A 16,302-nucleotide genomic window follows, 5' to 3' on the forward strand; every position below is an offset into this window, starting at 1 on the left:
ATAACATTACATGAATTTAATACGTTTTGCCTTACGCAAGCCGATATCTATCCTCGTACTCGTATTGGGACTTATTGTCTTTGGCATAGGTGCCGTTCGATCGATCAAGGTGGATATCCTGCCAAAAATGAACCTTCCGGTTATTTATATTGCCCATCCATTTGGTGGCTATTCGCCGGATCAAATGGAATCTTACTTTGCCAAAAACTACGTCAATATCCTTCTTTTTGCCAATGGGGTCAAGTCTATTGAGACCAAGAATATTCAAGGGCTGACCTTAATGAAAGTATCGTATTACGAAGACACCAACATGGCACAGGCTGCAGCCGAGCTAAGTGCCCTGGCCAATCGGATCCAGGCCTCCTTTCCTCCAGGCTCACAACCGCCGTTCATCATTCGTTTTGATGCCTCCTCCCTTCCTGTAGGCCAGCTGGTATTGAGTAGTAGCAAACGGTCCAATAATGAACTACAAGATCTGGCCAACGTCTATGTCCGGGCATCGTTTACGTCAATCCCCGGTCTACTGTCGCCCCCTCCTTTTGGGGGAAGTCCACGTACAATTGAGGTCAACGTTGATCCCGATTTAATGCGGAGCCACAATATGACACCCGATCAGGTCGTGGAAGCGCTAAGACTGAACAATCAAACCGCTCCGGCAGGAAACGTACGTATTCAGGACAAAAACTACATTACACCAACGAACAATACCATCAAGGATGTCAAAGATTTTGAAAAAATCCCGCTATTTAAAGGTGGAGTACAAAATCTTTACCTTGGCGATATTGCTACCGTAAAAGATGGTGCCGACGTTACCGCAGGCTATGCTTTGGTCAACGGCAAACGTTCCGTATACGTCAGTATCGCCAAAGCCGGCGATGCTTCAACCTGGGAGGTTGTCCAAAACTTAAAAGCAGCCTTACCAAAAATTCAGGAAAATTTACCCGACGACGTCAAACTATCCTATGAATTTGACCAATCCGTCTATGTCATCAATTCCGTAAAGAGTTTGATTACCGAAGGTGCAATCGGCGCTATCCTTACCGGACTAATGGTCCTCCTATTTTTAGGTGATCGAAGAGCTGCGCTGATCGTTATCCTAACCATTCCGATATCCGTGATCTCCGGCGTGCTCTTTCTAAAGCTCTTCGGGCAGACCATCAACCTCATGTCCCTCAGCGGACTAGCCTTGGCTATTGGTATCCTGGTCGACGAAAGTACGGTAACGATAGAAAATATACACCAGCATCTGGATATGGGCAAACCCAAAGCCTTGGCTATCTGGGATGCCTGTAAAGAAATCGCCTTACCCAAATTATTGATCCTGCTCTGTATACTAGCCGTATTTGCGCCGGCATTTACCATGACAGGCATCCCGGGTTCGTTATTTCTTCCCCTGGCTTTGTCCATTGGATTTTCAATGATCATATCCTTTCTCCTCTCGCAGACATTTGTTCCTATCATGGCCAACTGGCTTATGAAAGATCATGCGCATAAAGCGCCACATGCGGTCCAACCTACGGGTTTAAATACAGATGAAGCTCAATTTGCAGCAACTGGACTGAGTGTAGAATCAGAGCAGGATACCCTAAATCAGAAGAAACTATTGGTGGAACGGAAAGACTTTAACAACGATGGAAAGATCAGTATTTTTGAACGGTTCAGAAACAGATTCATGAAAATGATCGACCGTTTGTTCAAAAGGAAGAAAACCATTACCGTAGTTTATCTGCTGGGAGCAATAAGTCTCGTTGTCATTTTACTTTCCACAATTGGACAGGATGTATTTCCGAAAGTTAACTCCAGTCAGTTCCAAATGCGCCTCCGTGCGGCTGAAGGCACGCGTATCGAACGCACCGAAGAAAAAGCAAAACTAGCGCTGGCGGAACTGGAAAAACTGGTTGGGAAAGAACATATCAGCATATCCTCTGTCTATATCGGTCAACACCCCGGGCAGTTTTCAGTATCACCGATCTATCTTTTCATGGCTGGTCCACATGAAGCTGTTTTCCAGATTGCACTGAAAGACTACCATCACGATATGGATAGTTTCCGTGATGAATACCGAAAACGCCTGAAAGCGGCAGTTCCCGATGTACAGGTATCCTTTGAACCGATCGAACTTACAGATAAAGTATTAAGTCAGGGATCGCCCACTCCCATTGAAGTTCGGATAGCAGGAAAAAACAAAAAGAACAACGAGAAGTACGCTGGTAAATTGATTGAGGAACTAAAAGCCATCCCTTATTTTAGAGATGTGCAGTTAGCACAATCCATTAAATACCCTTCTTACGATATTAAGATAGATCGCATCCGGGCTGCGCAACTGGGTATCGATCTCAGCGAAGTAACACGATCGCTGATCGCTTCCACTTCTTCCTCGCGTTATACCGAAAAAAACACCTGGATCGATGAAAAAGCTGGACTTTCATACAACGTCCAAGTTCAGGTTCCCATCGATAAAATGAAAGATGAGAAAGAAATCGGTGAAATCCCTTTATTGAAAAATTCAGCGCGACCAATACTGAGCGACGTTGCAACGATCACACCGTCCTTCACCTATGGCGAAAACGACAATTTAGGTGCAATGCCTTATGTATCAGTTACAGCAAATATTGATCATACCGATTTAAAAACAGCCTCCAAGGATGTACAGCGCAGTATTAAAGCCCTTGGTGAACTTCCTCGTGGTTTATCGATGGAGCAAATTGGACTTGGAAAAGTATTGTCAGAGACCATGAGCAGCCTCGAATCGGGTTTGGCCGTAGCCATTATCGTTATATTCCTGATGCTATCGGCTAACTTTCAGTCGTTCAAAGTTTCTCTGGTTGTGCTCACCACAGTGCCTGCGGTTGTGCTGGGCTCATTGCTTCTGCTGTTGTTAACCGGATCTACCCTCAACTTACAATCCTACATGGGGATTATCATGTCGGTGGGTGTATCCATTGCGAACGCTGTTTTGCTCATCACCAATGCCGAACATATCCGTCGGCATCATGGCGATGCCCTAGCTGCAGCGCGTGAGGCAGCATCCTTACGACTTCGGCCTATTATCATGACCAGTTTGGCCATGATTGTCGGTATGCTCCCGATGGCCATTGGCCATGGTGAAGGTGGCGAACAGGTTTCACCGCTCGGTAGAGCCGTAATTGGAGGATTACTATTTTCGACATTTGCCGTACTCGTCATCTTACCGCTTATATTTGCTTGGGCGCAAGAAAAAAGCAGTACACAATCGATCTCATTAGATCCTGAAGACAAAGAGAGTAAACACTATATTGCGGCATTAAAACCTTTATCGTAAAAGCAGTATAATCTATAAAACATGAAAAATAATTTGTTCAAAATATTAGCTATCGCCGGTCTGATCGCATCCTTAACAGGATGCCATTCGGCTGCCGAGGAAAATGCAAAAAAAGAAAGTCCCGAAGCTGCAGCTCCGGCAATGGAGACATTTGTACCCACCAAACAGAAATTAACAAATAAAATGCAGATCCCCGGGGAAATCACGGGATTCCAGCAGGTCGAGATTTACGCCAAGGTCAGCAGTTACGTCAAAAGTCTTAACGTGGACATCGGAAGTAAAGTGCATGCCGGTCAACTATTGGCTGTATTGGAGGCTCCCGAATTGAGTTCACAGCTTTCAGCAGCCAAATCGCGGCTCAAATCGCAAGAAGCGGTCTATATGGCTACAAAAAGCACTTACGACAGACTCTTCGAAACCAGCAAAGTAGAGGGAACGGTGGCTAGACTGGATCTTGAGGTTGCTGAGTCAAAAAAGAATGCTGATTTTGCGCAGTACCAAGCCGCTAAATCGGCCTACGCAGAGGTACAAAACCTGTTGAACTATCTGGAAATCAGAGCACCCTTCGACGGTGTAATCGCAACAAGAAATGTCAATCAGGGTGCCTATGTTGGTCCTGCTGGCCGTGGCTCGGAAATGCCCATCATGACCATTCAACAGCAACGTAAACTGAGGTTAGCCGTTGCTGTTCCTGAACAATATTCGGGTTTCCTGACCGAAAACCAGCCCTTACAATTTACTGTCAAATCATTGCCTGGGCAAACCTTCTCGGGTAAGATCGCACGTAAATCGGGTGCCCTGGACAGCCGATTAAGATCCGAACGGGTAGAAATTGACATTAACAATACCGACAACAAGTTATTGCCGGGAATGGTTGCAGAGGTCGAATTGCCTTTAACATCGCAGGATAGTACTTTTGTTGTACCGAAATCAGCCGTATTTACTTCGGGCGAAGGAAGTTTTGTGATTGCTGTTGTTTCGAACAAAACACAACGTATTCCTGTACAGAAAGGACGCAGCATCGATGGTCAGATCGAAATATTTGGTGACTTAAAACAAGACACCAAATTGGTCAGCAAAGCGGATGAAGAGATTATAGACGGTACATCAGTCAAATAGGACTTCTCCTAATTCCTAAACAAAAGAAAGACCGACCCCAGTTGTAATGGGGTCGGTCTTTCTAATTTATTCGGTCTTTCTAATTTAAATGCCCCTAAATTTAAAGGGTTGGACAGCCTTTAACAGCGTATTTGAATTGCCTTTTTGACAAGCATTATTCAGCCGCTTTTGGGTCTATCGCTGCTGCCGCCGCAGTTAACGCCAAGGCACCTCCTACAAGCATTGCCCCCTGCCCCTTTTTTTCCTTAACAGCCAGCACGTCTCCGCGCTTATTATACAGTTCAATAATATTATTAAGGGCTACTGAACCGGTCTGCCAGAGCTGTGCCGCATAAAATTTTTGTTCCGTAGTTTTAACAATAGCTTTACCATCTTCTAAAATCGAATAACTTAAATAACTACGTAAACTGTAAGGTGAGTCAGCGCCTTCAAATCGAGCAAGTTTTACCGCAAAACTCTCGCCACTCATATCATACATATACACTTTTTCTTTTTGGGATGATCGTACAATGGATTTAACATCGTTTTTAAAATCAAAATAATGCCCATCTACATAGGCGTGTGGTGGGATAAGTACCACATCTTTAGGCAAACTTACCGATCCTGTGATAGAACCGTTCACCCAAGCATCATTGAATATAGTGGATTTACTAGCGTTTATATCGGAAACCGAAGCATTCATCTTTCCATTAAAAGCAGCTTGTTCAGCAGAATAGCCTTGCGTTTTACCATTAATAACCATGGCCGAATTTTTAAGATCCCATAAGATCGGTTTATCGATTTTATTTTCTATTCGAAGGTAAATTCGACCATCTCTGTCGGCAAAGGAATAATCAATTTGTACTGTATCATTATTAAATGAAAACGTTCCCTTGTCTTCATCTTTTTTTACATTCTCCCCATTGAATGTCATGAGATAGTTGGAAGAACAGGCTGAAAGAAAAACAGCACAATACATTAGCATGTGAATTTTGAATACTTTTCGCATAATATCAGGATATCTTAGTGTAATTGCAACGGCACAAATACTATTGATAACAATATAAAAAACTATTATTAAAAAAACAGGAAACGACCTGAAATAATTTTCTAATTAGCGTATTAATCGCAAAGTATGGCTGTTTCTATCAAAATAGTACATAATCGTCATAAAGCAGTAAATGGCCGTCTTTTATCGCCCGATACAGGTTTGAAATTGTTTTATATCAGGTTCCCTAATAACAGAGATATTACAGGGGGTTAACAGGGGGATAACAGGGGGTTAGCAGGGGTAGCTCCCCAGTTAACCCCCTGTTAATACCTTGTAAAAAGACTACGATATCCTTCTTAATGGAGAATAGGATATTCGACTGATAGTAACCATAAACAAATCAAGGAATATACTCAACTGTTGGTCTGATTAGCGTAACAACAACGGTTAACGAATAGAAGTTTTTTTAACCGGAAAGCAAAAGCTATATTTACAGTCAACTAAACCCAATCCAATGAAAGAGAAATTTATCGACAGAAAAGATCAACAGGCCAATAAGATATTTGAAAGAAGAACATTATCCTCCGATTATAGAACGATTATTCCCTTACTGTCTCCTGGCATGGAAATCTTGGACGTAGGCTGTGGTACTGGAACGCTCACCAATGAGGTAGCAAGCTATATCGGCGACGGAACGATAACCGGGCTCGATAATACACCGTCTTTTATCAACAGTGGCAATGAGCTTTATGGTAGCACCCAAAATCTGAACCTGGTCTGCAGCAATATTTTTGATTATCAGCCTCCACATCCGTTCGACCTGATTATAACAGCGCGCACCATGCAATGGTTAAGTGATATTCCCCGGGCATTGGGCTTATTTAAATCCTGGTTAAAACCCGGAGGACAAATCTCAATTTTAGACTACAATCACACGGCCATTGAATGGAACCCCGCCCCTCCGGAAAGCATGCTCACATTTTACCATACTTTCCTGAAATGGAGAGCAGATGCAGGTATGAACAATCGTGTTGCTGATGAGGTCGCTGCACTGCTCCAAGAAGCAGGCTTCCATTCGGTTCAGGTTATCCATGCCGATCAGACCTACAAAAAAGGAGAAGCAAACTTTGATACCAATCTGGCCATCTGGAACAAAGTCGCCCAATCGCGACAAATGGTTACGGAAGGGTATATCTCCGACGAACTTCGCTTACAGGCTATCGCCGAATACAGCCAATGGATCGAGACAGAAGCGACAAGCATGACACTTAAAATGAACGATGTACGGGCTAAAGTATAATCTCCTTTTATCCGTTTTCCTCCTACTGACACTCCCCGGGCTGGCCGTAAAAGCACAGCTCAGGGATACCATGATCAATGTAGGCAACCATAGCCTTCATTTTACTGTAATGGAAGGAAAAGGTATCCCCATTGTCTTTGAATCTGGAGCGGGAAATGATGGTTCCGTTTGGAGAAAGTTATTGGAACCGCTATCGAGCAAATTGGGTGCACCTTTAATTACCTATGATAGGGCTGGCTTTGGAAAAAGTGAAATAGACACCGTTAACATTAGCTTGACAAATGAAGTAAAGGATCTTAAAACTGCCTTACAGCAATTGGGCTATCGTGATCGGTACTTTTTTGTTGCCCATTCCTTCGGTGGTAACTATACGATGAAATTTATAACGACCAATCCCGGTCAGGTTGTCGGCACAGTAATGATCGATATTGTATCCCCATATCTTATGACCATGGAACGATCCAAATCGTTGAAGAAAGAATATGCCAGTGAGCTTGATAACATCAAAAAAGAAAGCTTAGGGTTCTATCATCTCGTTTTAAACTACGAAGCATCAACGGCTGTTTTACACGAGGTTGCAGGAAAAATCAATGTCCCCATGACTGTCATTGGTTCAGGAAAATCGCCTTTTGAAGAACCCGATCGCAGTTTATTTATTGCTGCCCTTAAAAAATTTGCAGATCAAAAAAACAATAGACGTTATCTTTTGGCTCAAAATGCGGAGCATCATGTCTTTTATGACGAACCGGATCTGGTCATTGATGAAATCGTCAAACTATATCAAAAAACCGCATTTAAGTAAGCAAAAAGTCTATCCGTACAACCGATTTTATTTGTAGCTTAGCAAGGCTGTACAACACACAACAACTTATCTTATGGATCATCAGGCCCAAAATGTCATCGATACACCGAGCAACAATACGGTGTTTATGGTATGGAATTTCCACGAAAATGTGGTCATTAAGGATGTCTTCCAACGCTTATGCGCATTGGTTGTCAATCTCAATAATTCGGCACAGGTACGTTCAAATCTTGTAAAAGCCAGCGTGGTATTGGGCATAAGCCACCATGCCTGGAAAAAGCTGGAACTCAACGAACCTATGCCAAAGGAATTGGTTCCGTTCGAACCTATCATCGGTCAAAAACATATTGCTGTAGCTACCCCCGGAGATTTACATTTCCATATTCGCGCTTATGAGAAAAGCTATTGCATTGACATGGCCACCGAAATTGCAGCCTTATTACGTCCCGTTGCCGATTGCAAAGAGGAAGTTCATGGGTTCAGATATTGGGACGGCCGAAGTATCTTGGGCTTTGTCGACGGAACAGAAAATCCCCTCGGTGAGGATCGTGCTTTCTTTGGTATCGTTGGTGATGAGGATGCAGCCTATAAGGGCGGAAGCTATTTATTTGTACAAAAATATATTCATGACATGAATGCCTGGCGCTCCCTACCTGTTGCTGAGCAGGAGAAGGTCATCGGCAGAAGCAAAGCAAACGATATTGAGATGGGCGACGATGAAAAACCGACTAATTCACATTCGGCCCTAGCCAATGTCGGTGACGATCTGAAAATTGTTCGCGACAATATGCCTTTTGGGCAAATCGCAACAAATGAAATGGGAACCTATTTTATCGCTTACGCCAGCACATTCAGTACCGTACAATTGATGCTGAAAAGAATGTTTATTGGTGAACCTGAGGGAAATTACGATAGAATACTGGACTTTAGTACGGCCCATACCGGCTCCCTGTTCTTCTGTCCAACAATTAATATGCTGAAAGAATTTGCAGGTTAAAAGCTGTATACCCACTATCTCGGATCATTTCCAACAGGATATCCCAACGTAGAGCACTGGATCATGGAATATGGTCCCACAAATTTATTTTTAAAACTACACAACAAAAAAAATGGAAATCACTATTATTCAATTAGGTGACGAAAACATTGCTGAAGTTAAAGGTTCGGGCGTCTTTATTCATAATCTCGACGATGGTCTACAGATTATGGTCGACTCTCGCGCGCAAGAAGCATACAAAGCAATTCTTTATCAAGAGAACATCACAGACGATTTCTTCGAACTTAAAACAAAACTTGCCGGTGAAATTCTTCAAAAATATACGCAGTATGGCTTTGACATTGCGATCGTTGGCGATTTCTCCAAATACAACAGCAAAAGTTTAAACGATTTTATCTACGAAAGCAATAAATCAAAAAGAATCAATTTTGTAGGTACGCGCGAAGAAGCGATAACTAGATTTTCAAAACGTTAAGTCATGCATATTGAATCAGAAAGATTAGCGATTCGGCCCATTATGGCGGAAGACAGTCAGGCCGTATTCGGTTACCGCTCGGATAAAGAAACCAATAAATACCAGGGCTGGATTCCAGAATCCTTGGCAGAAGTCGATGCATTTATTGCGAAAAATCCGGGCACATTCAATGAACAAGAGTCCTGGTTTCAGCTCGTTATGACCGACAAAATAACAAACGCTGTAATCGGCGATATTGGCGTTCATTTTTTTGGTACTGAACACCTGCAGGTGGAATTGGGCTGTACCATAAAAAAAGAATTCCAGCAACAGGGTTATGCCAAAGAAGCACTGAAAACAGTTATAGAAGCCCTGTTCCGTCAGTATCATAAACATCGGATCACGGCCTCGGTAGCCCCAGAAAACAAGGCATCCATGCAGCTTTTAACAAGTTTGGGATTCCGAAAGGAAGCTCATTTTGTAAAAAGCTATTTCCATAACGGTCAATGGGAAGATGATGTGGTCTTTGCAATCCTTGCCGAAGAATGGAATTCAACACAATAAGTCGCGAAGAGACGACTTATTGTGTTGTACGATCGATCCAATCGGCGTAAGACAGCACGCCTAGTTCGGGCCTACCCTCTCCTTCCAAAACTGCGATAAACTCCAATTGGTTGCCATCCGGATCATTAAAGTAAATGGCCAATGCCGGCATCCATGCAAAGACCATCGGTGTTTCGATCCCATCTTTTAAAAAATTATAAGGTGTCAGGTCACGTGTTTTCAGATAGTCCACGGCGTAATTCAGTATATCTTCTTTATCCGCTCTAAAAGCAAAATGTCTCGGTTGAAAGTTTGTTTCTTCCTGCCATAGCCCCAACATATAGTCTTTGCCGGTTCCGATCCATAAAAAAACAATAGGACGTGTCGGATCGCGATGTGCCACACGTAATCCCAATACCTCTGTATAAAATGCGACCGATTTGGCCAAATCACGCACCTGAATATGCGTTTCGTATAAACCTTGTATCATGAGTTATTTCATTTTATTACTATTATTTCAATCCATTGATAGCGCTCTCGTGATGTAAATGCAAGATCGGATAGGATTTGCCCATACCATCTACAGCTGAGCGTCCGATAAGCTGATATCCTTTTTTCAGATAAAAATCAACAGCCTGCTGATTTTGCTCATTGACATCAACTTTATACACCTGCAACTTATCCAGTACATGCTGCATTGCCACAGTCCCAACACCTTTTCCCCTGTAGGCTGAATCCACGAAAACATTCTTATAAAAGCTTCCCTTCCGCTTTACAGAAAGGCAATGTAAGTTAAATTGGAGAACTAAAATCATGAAAAAGTTAAATAAGACAGAAAGATGATGATTTAGGTTCCGATAATTTGATTTCAGAGAAAACAACCTTATCTTGTAAATAAACACATTAGCCATGTACAATACACTTCTATTCAAAAAATATCTCCCTGAAGATTTTGACGCTTTCCACGACTTGGTTAAAGCGGATGATGTCATGAAATACATTACCGGCAAAGGATTGTCCGAAGAGCAGGCCCGGAAAAAGTTCGATTCGATTTTAGCAATTAACCAGGATCCTGATTTAGGCTATTTTAAAGTAATCGAAGCGGATACACTAAAGCTTTTAGGCGACTGTAAGCTTGTTAATTACAAAAAAGATCCAAGTGTATTCGAAATTGGTTATTTGCTGCGCAAAGAACATTGGGGAAAGGGGCTGGGAACACAGATTTGCGAGTCGATGCTAGCCCTTGCCACAACATTAAATCCAGGTAAAGATGTGATTGGTATCATTGATCCCGATAACACCGCATCGAGACGACTACTGAACAAATTCGGATTCAAAAGTTTCTTCGTCGGGATAGAAGACGATATTGCCACAGAAAAACTCATGCACAAACGGACAGCATCCGAATAAACAAAACCCATTCGAATATTTAAAACAATAGGAACTGTATATGCCCAAGCCGAACAAAAAGTCAATGAAGTTTAAGGTAAAAACAACTTATCACGCACACGAAAGTCTTCAGGATACCTTATCATTCTTTGGCGTAAATTGCCACCGCCCCTATTATATTTCTTCTGGAAATCCGATTTTTGAATACCCAAGCAATGCTTTTCGTATTGATTATTATGCCATTTGTATCTGTACGGCGGGCGATATCAATATTCAGGTAGACAATCAGGAATACCATATCTCGACAAATCACATCCTCGTATCCGCCCCAACAACAATTTTCCGGTTTTCGCAGGTCAGCCCCGACTTTAGAATGAAGCTGCTCTTTTTTGATAAAGCATTCCTGCTTAAACATATTGTCAATCCATTCTTTATCGAACAACTGGGGCTTTTCAAAAATTCAACCTTTACCATAGTCATTTCCCAAGACAAACAAATTGACAAGCTCTTAAAATTAATAGACTACCTCAAAGAAGTTACTTTAAGAACAACACATTTTACAGCAGATATCATCCGCACGGTTATTTTCAATCTCCTGTTAGAAATCGCCGACGAACTGGCATCTAAAGACCAAGATACAATGGAGAGTGTACAGGAGACCAACAACTTGTTCTATAAGTTTATAGACCTGGTTCAGCGACATAGCAACCAATACAAAGAGGTACAATATTACGCCGACCAGTTATTTATTTCAAACAAATACCTCATTCAGGTTGTTAAAAGAGCATCAGGTAAAACGCCACATGAAATTATTGATGAGCATGTACTTAAAGAAGCCTATGTGCTACTCGGGAATCCCGAAAAGACAATCTCAGAAATTTCTTATGAAATCGGATTTAATTCCATCTCCGCATTTGGTCGTTTTTTCAAAAAATACGCCACCTTATCACCTTCTGAATACAGAAAGCGACAAAATATGTAGATAGAGGAAATTCGGTAGAACAATAGCGAATTTGAGGGCACAAATGATTAAGGTGGTCTTAGTAACTTTACTCAAGAATTAAAAAACATAAGAATCATGAAAGAAATCACCTCAAAATTCGACAAAGTATTAAATACATCTGCTGAATATGGAAATGTAAATCATGAACCTGATTCAAGCAAAGAACAACAACGTAACACACCGAAAAAATCGATGCCCTTTTCTGATCAGATCGGAAATTATCAACGCAATAAAGGTATTCCACCAAAATCATATAAAGACAGTAAAATCTACATCGTCGGAAGTGGTATAGCAGGGATGTCTGCGGCCTACTATTTTATCCGCGATGGCCATGTTCCTGCTGAAAACATCACATTCCTTGAACAGCTCCATGTGGAAGGCGGCTCGCTAGATGGCGCCGGTAATGCAACCGACGGCTATGTCATCCGCGGTGGTAGGGAAATGGATATGACCTACGAAAATCTTTGGGATATGTTTCAGGACATTCCTGCATTGGAAATGCCTGCCCCTTACAGTGTTCTGGACGAGTACCGCTTGATCAATGACAACGACTCCAACTACTCCAAAGCAAGGCTTATTCATAAACTTGGTGAGATAAAAGATTTCAGCAAGTTTGGCTTGGGTAAATTGGATCAGCTGGCCATCATTCGATTGCTCCTCAAAAATAAAGAAGATCTAGATGACTTAACCATCGAAGACTACTTCAGCGAGTCATTTTTATCCAGCAATTTCTGGACCTTCTGGCGTACCATGTTCGCTTTCGAAAACTGGCATAGTTTACTTGAGCTGAAATTGTACATGCACCGCTTTTTACATGCGATAGACGGATTGAATGATCTTTCATCACTTGTATTTCCGAAATACAATCAATACGACACCTTTGTGACCCCTTTGCGTAAAGTACTTCAAAGCAAAGGTGTAAACATTCGATTCAATGTATTGGTCAAAGACCTGGATATCCAAAGCAATACCGATGGAAAAGTTGTGGAGGCCCTGATTACAGAACAAGACGGTAAAGAGGTAAAAATTCCAATCGGAAAAGACGACTTCGTCATTGTGACAACCGGATCAATGACAGAAGATACCTTCTACGGGGACAACAAAAATGCACCGATCATCGCTATCGACAACAGCAGCAGCGGTCAAAGTGCAGGCTGGAAACTCTGGAAAAATCTGGCTGCCAAATCCGCCATCTTTGGTAAACCCGAAAAGTTCTGCAGTAACATCGAAAAATCAGCATGGGAGTCTGCGACCCTGACATGTAAACCTTCGGCTTTAGTCGAAAAACTAAAAGAATATTCCGTCAACGACCCTTATTCCGGCAAAACTGTTACTGGCGGTATTATTACCATTACCGATTCCAACTGGTTGATGAGTTTCACCTGTAATAGACAGCCACACTTCCCTGGCCAACCGGATGATGTTCTTGTGTTGTGGGTATATGCCTTATTTATGGATAAAGAAGGAAATTACATCAAAAAGCCAATGCCACAATGTACCGGAGATGAAATTCTAGCCGAACTATGTCACCATTTGGGCATTATCGATCAACTGGACGATGTCATCAAAAATACGATTGTGCGTACGACATTCATGCCATACATCACCTCGATGTTTATGCCAAGAGCAAAAGGTGACCGTCCGAGAGTCGTACCTGAAGGATGTAAAAACCTGGGCTTGATCGGTCAGTTTGTCGAAACCAACAACGACGTTGTCTTTACCATGGAAAGCTCGGTACGTACCGCACGTATTGCAGTATATGAATTGCTGAACTTAAACAAGCAGGTTCCGGATATCAATCCCCTACAATACGACATCCGCCATCTTTTGAAAGCAGCCAAAACATTAAATGATGACAAACCATTTGTGGGCGAAGGCTTACTACGTAAAATGCTAAAAGGCACTTATTTTGAACATATCCTGCCTATCGGTTCTGAGGAACAAGAAGAACATGAATCTTTCCTGACAGAGCAGATCACCAAATTCAAAGATTGGTTAAAAGGAATTAAAGGATAAGGATCACAACCTGCGCCATGGTTCCGTGGCGCAGATTTTTACGAATTGAAAAAACAATAACATCATGGACTTTAAAAATATAACGATAGCTGGCAGTGGGGTTTTAGGCTATCAAATCGCTTTCCAAACAGCATTTCATGGCTATCATGTCACTGTATACGACATCAACGACGATGTACTAAAAAAAGCTGCAGCAAAATTTGATATTTTGGCGCAGGCATTCGAGAAAGATCTTCATGCGAGTAAAGAACAACTGGCTTCAACCTTTGACAGGCTCAGCTATAGTTCAGATCTTGCCGCGGCGGTAGCAAACGCAGATCTTCTTATCGAAGCTGTTCCCGAAAACCCTGCTATTAAAATTGGTTTCTATCAGGAGTTAGCGAAAGTCGCTCCGGAGAAAACCATTTTTGCCACAAACTCCTCAACCTTGCTACCAAGTCAATTTGCCCAAGAAACCGGTCGTCCCGAGAAGTTCCTGGCACTACATTTTGCCAATGAAATCTGGAAGCACAATACAGCAGAAATTATGGGCCATCCGGGTACAGACAAAACGGTATTTGAGCAGGTTGTAAACTTTGCAAAATCCATTGGTATGGTTGCCCTCCCACTGCATAAGGAGCAGCCTGGCTATATTGTAAACTCCTTACTTGTCCCGTTACTTTCGGCAGCGACGGATCTTTTGGTCAACGAAGTGGCGGATGCCCAAACGATCGACAAAACCTGGATGGTTGCCACTGGAGCGCCAACAGGCCCCTTCGGCATACTCGATATCGTTGGCATTACAACAGCTTATAATATCAATAAAATGAGCGCCGATGCAACAAATGATCCCTTAAAGATCAAAACAGTGGCCTATCTCAAAGAGCATTTTATAGACAAAAACAAATTGGGCGTCGCTACTGGGGAAGGATTCTATACCTATCCCAATCCGGCCTATCAATCGCCCGACTTTTTAAAGTAGGTCTCTTCATAAACAACAAATCGTCGCAGGTGGAGCTGTGACGATTTGTTGTTTATGCTTATTTCAATCCGCGTGCCTCTTTCACTCATTCGCATATACTCCGTTCAACCATGCAAAAGTTGAGCGATGCTGCCCATTCAATACCGGTTTACTGATACCCATTGTTTTAAGGATGGCATCAAAGGCTTCACCGATCATAAAATCGTCACGATTGCTAAAAAGTGAAACCACAAGGTCTTTCTGTACATCGATATATACGATATGATGAAACCCGGTAGATTCACCCGAATGAAACAAGATTTTATGACCTGCATTTTTTTGAATAAACCAGCCGAAATGATACGCTATTCCATCCTTTACCGGGTAGGCCATTTGACCGAACAATTGCTCCAGTCCCGGCTGTATTAACCGATCTTTTACCAAAAAATTGGCCCATGTATGATATTCCTCGGCAGATAGATAAACACCCCCATCCCCCTGTGTCGCACTTGTCACACTCTGATCGGCAAACAGGTAGGAACCTTCCGTCGGATGATAACCGTAGACTCGTTCATCAACCCTCTTGCCCGATTCATAGACCATTCCCTTGCTAATGCCCAGGGGTTCAAACAATTGACTTTTGACAAAGGAAGCAAAGGATTTTTTTGCAACATGCTCGACAATCAGCGATAAAAGACAATATCCTGTATTGCTATAACGGAACTGACTCCCCGAAGGGAAATATAAACGATCGGTCTGCCGAATATACTTCAGCACATCCTTATCCGATACCTGATCTTTCCGCTCTTTCGGAATAAGCTCTTCATAGTCCCAGATTCCGGATGTATGTTGCAGAAGCTGAGCAACAGTAATATCCTTCAGCGCGACTGGCAGATCTTTAAAAAAAAGAGCCAATGGGTCCTCTAATTTTAAACGCCTTTGAATCACTAAGGTATATATCGCCTGTGCAGTCACCTGTTTGCTTACCGATGCCAGGCGAAAACGTGAGCTGGATGTGATTGCACGTTTTTCCTTCAAATCTGCAAGCCCAATTGCATAACGATAAATAAGACGACCATTTTGGCTAACTGCACAGCTAATCCCCGGCGCTGTCGGGTCCTTGTAATAGCCTGCAATGGTGCTATCCAATTTTGATTTATCCATTTTTTGCCCCATAACAACACTTGTTACACAGATCAAAATAAAACTCAGTTTTAGGTTTATCATATTTTATACCGTACATTTCGGTTTATAGTCTCAGAAGCATGAACGAAACAGCCTATTAAATCCATTTGATCTTATTGCTTTTGAAAAATGTACCCTTCAAAAATCGAAATTTTCTTGCAATGCCCAGATGTTTTTATTGAATTTTATTTATTTCTTTTAATTTTGCTTTCATGCTTCATTTCTCATGAAGTCGAATTGGTCGGAATCCTTCCCCCAGTTCTTCATTAAAAAATCACGACAG

The 16,302-nt window shown here is 42.2% G+C and carries 15 protein-coding genes; 11 read left to right on the forward strand and 4 right to left on the reverse strand.

Features of this window, described 5'->3' with window-relative positions; genetic code table 11:
• Nucleotides 1-10 precede the first annotated feature (10 nt).
• Together ACLCDV_RS20035 and ACLCDV_RS20040 are read left to right on the forward strand one after the other, a co-directional pair.
• Nucleotides 11-3,301 carry an efflux RND transporter permease subunit gene (locus ACLCDV_RS20035; RefSeq protein WP_333574426.1) on the forward strand — a complete coding sequence of 1,097 codons (3,291 nt, stop codon included), beginning with the start codon at nt 11-13 and terminating at the stop codon, nt 3,299-3,301.
• 21 nt (nt 3,302-3,322) lie between these two features.
• Nucleotides 3,323-4,420, forward strand: a complete 1,098-nt coding sequence (locus ACLCDV_RS20040) for an efflux RND transporter periplasmic adaptor subunit (protein WP_115050029.1) — start codon at nt 3,323-3,325, stop codon at nt 4,418-4,420.
• Between the two features lie 154 nt (nt 4,421-4,574).
• Here the strand turns inward: ACLCDV_RS20040 and ACLCDV_RS20045 are convergent, their stop codons facing one another.
• Nucleotides 4,575-5,408, reverse strand: coding sequence for a hypothetical protein (locus ACLCDV_RS20045; RefSeq protein WP_333574425.1), 834 nt, complete (start codon nt 5,406-5,408; stop codon nt 4,575-4,577).
• Nucleotides 5,409-5,904: 496 nt separating this feature from the next.
• Here ACLCDV_RS20045 and ACLCDV_RS20050 point away from each other — a divergent pair, with 496 nt between their 5' ends.
• From ACLCDV_RS20050 to ACLCDV_RS20070, 5 genes are all read left to right on the forward strand, one after another.
• Nucleotides 5,905-6,690: a class I SAM-dependent methyltransferase gene (locus ACLCDV_RS20050; protein WP_411972070.1), complete on the forward strand. Its 786-nt coding sequence runs from the start codon at nt 5,905-5,907 to the stop codon at nt 6,688-6,690.
• Nucleotides 6,671-7,492: an alpha/beta fold hydrolase gene (locus ACLCDV_RS20055; RefSeq protein WP_411972071.1), complete on the forward strand. Its 822-nt coding sequence runs from the start codon at nt 6,671-6,673 to the stop codon at nt 7,490-7,492. The genes ACLCDV_RS20050 and ACLCDV_RS20055 overlap by 20 nt, the downstream gene beginning before the upstream one ends.
• Before the next feature lie 73 nt (nt 7,493-7,565).
• The gene (locus ACLCDV_RS20060) at nt 7,566-8,489 is read left to right on the forward strand and encodes a Dyp-type peroxidase (protein WP_317664548.1); all 924 of its coding nucleotides are present in this window, start codon (nt 7,566-7,568) and stop codon (nt 8,487-8,489) included.
• A gap of 112 nt (nt 8,490-8,601) precedes the next feature.
• Nucleotides 8,602-8,964, forward strand: coding sequence for a DUF4180 domain-containing protein (locus ACLCDV_RS20065; RefSeq protein WP_317664547.1), 363 nt, complete (start codon nt 8,602-8,604; stop codon nt 8,962-8,964).
• A 3-nt stretch (nt 8,965-8,967) separates the two neighbouring features.
• Nucleotides 8,968-9,507: a GNAT family N-acetyltransferase gene (locus tag ACLCDV_RS20070; RefSeq protein WP_411972072.1), complete on the forward strand. Its 540-nt coding sequence runs from the start codon at nt 8,968-8,970 to the stop codon at nt 9,505-9,507.
• Between the two features lie 16 nt (nt 9,508-9,523).
• Here ACLCDV_RS20070 and ACLCDV_RS20075 read toward each other — a convergent pair whose 3' ends face one another.
• Nucleotides 9,524-9,976 carry a VOC family protein gene (locus ACLCDV_RS20075; RefSeq protein WP_411972073.1) on the reverse strand — a complete coding sequence of 151 codons (453 nt, stop codon included), beginning with the start codon at nt 9,974-9,976 and terminating at the stop codon, nt 9,524-9,526.
• Between the two features lie 22 nt (nt 9,977-9,998).
• The gene (locus ACLCDV_RS20080; protein WP_411972074.1) at nt 9,999-10,301 is read right to left on the reverse strand and encodes a GNAT family N-acetyltransferase; all 303 of its coding nucleotides are present in this window, start codon (nt 10,299-10,301) and stop codon (nt 9,999-10,001) included.
• A 94-nt stretch (nt 10,302-10,395) separates the two neighbouring features.
• Between ACLCDV_RS20080 and ACLCDV_RS20085 the strand changes: the two genes are divergently transcribed.
• The 4 genes from ACLCDV_RS20085 (at nt 10,396) to ACLCDV_RS20100 (ending at nt 14,855) form a co-directional block, all read left to right on the forward strand.
• Entirely contained in the window at nt 10,396-10,896 is a 501-nt protein-coding gene (locus tag ACLCDV_RS20085) for a GNAT family N-acetyltransferase (RefSeq protein ID WP_411972075.1), read from the forward strand.
• A gap of 64 nt (nt 10,897-10,960) precedes the next feature.
• Entirely contained in the window at nt 10,961-11,857 is an 897-nt protein-coding gene (locus ACLCDV_RS20090) for a helix-turn-helix domain-containing protein (protein WP_411972076.1), read from the forward strand.
• Between the two features lie 96 nt (nt 11,858-11,953).
• Nucleotides 11,954-13,894 (forward strand): oleate hydratase, encoded by a 1,941-nt coding sequence (locus tag ACLCDV_RS20095; protein ID WP_411972077.1) that lies wholly within the window; start codon nt 11,954-11,956, stop codon nt 13,892-13,894.
• A gap of 64 nt (nt 13,895-13,958) precedes the next feature.
• Nucleotides 13,959-14,855, forward strand: coding sequence for a 3-hydroxyacyl-CoA dehydrogenase (locus ACLCDV_RS20100; protein ID WP_115050007.1), 897 nt, complete (start codon nt 13,959-13,961; stop codon nt 14,853-14,855).
• A gap of 81 nt (nt 14,856-14,936) precedes the next feature.
• On the opposite strand, the gene ACLCDV_RS20105 is transcribed toward ACLCDV_RS20100, so the two are convergent.
• On the reverse strand, nt 14,937-16,061 hold the full coding sequence (locus tag ACLCDV_RS20105; protein ID WP_411972078.1) for a serine hydrolase domain-containing protein: 1,125 nt from the start codon (nt 16,059-16,061) through the stop codon (nt 14,937-14,939).
• Between the last annotated feature and the right edge of the window lie 241 nt (nt 16,062-16,302).

The sequence above is a fragment of the Sphingobacterium sp. Lzh-3 genome (genome assembly GCF_046764375.1).
GTDB lineage: Bacteria > Bacteroidota > Bacteroidia > Sphingobacteriales > Sphingobacteriaceae > Sphingobacterium.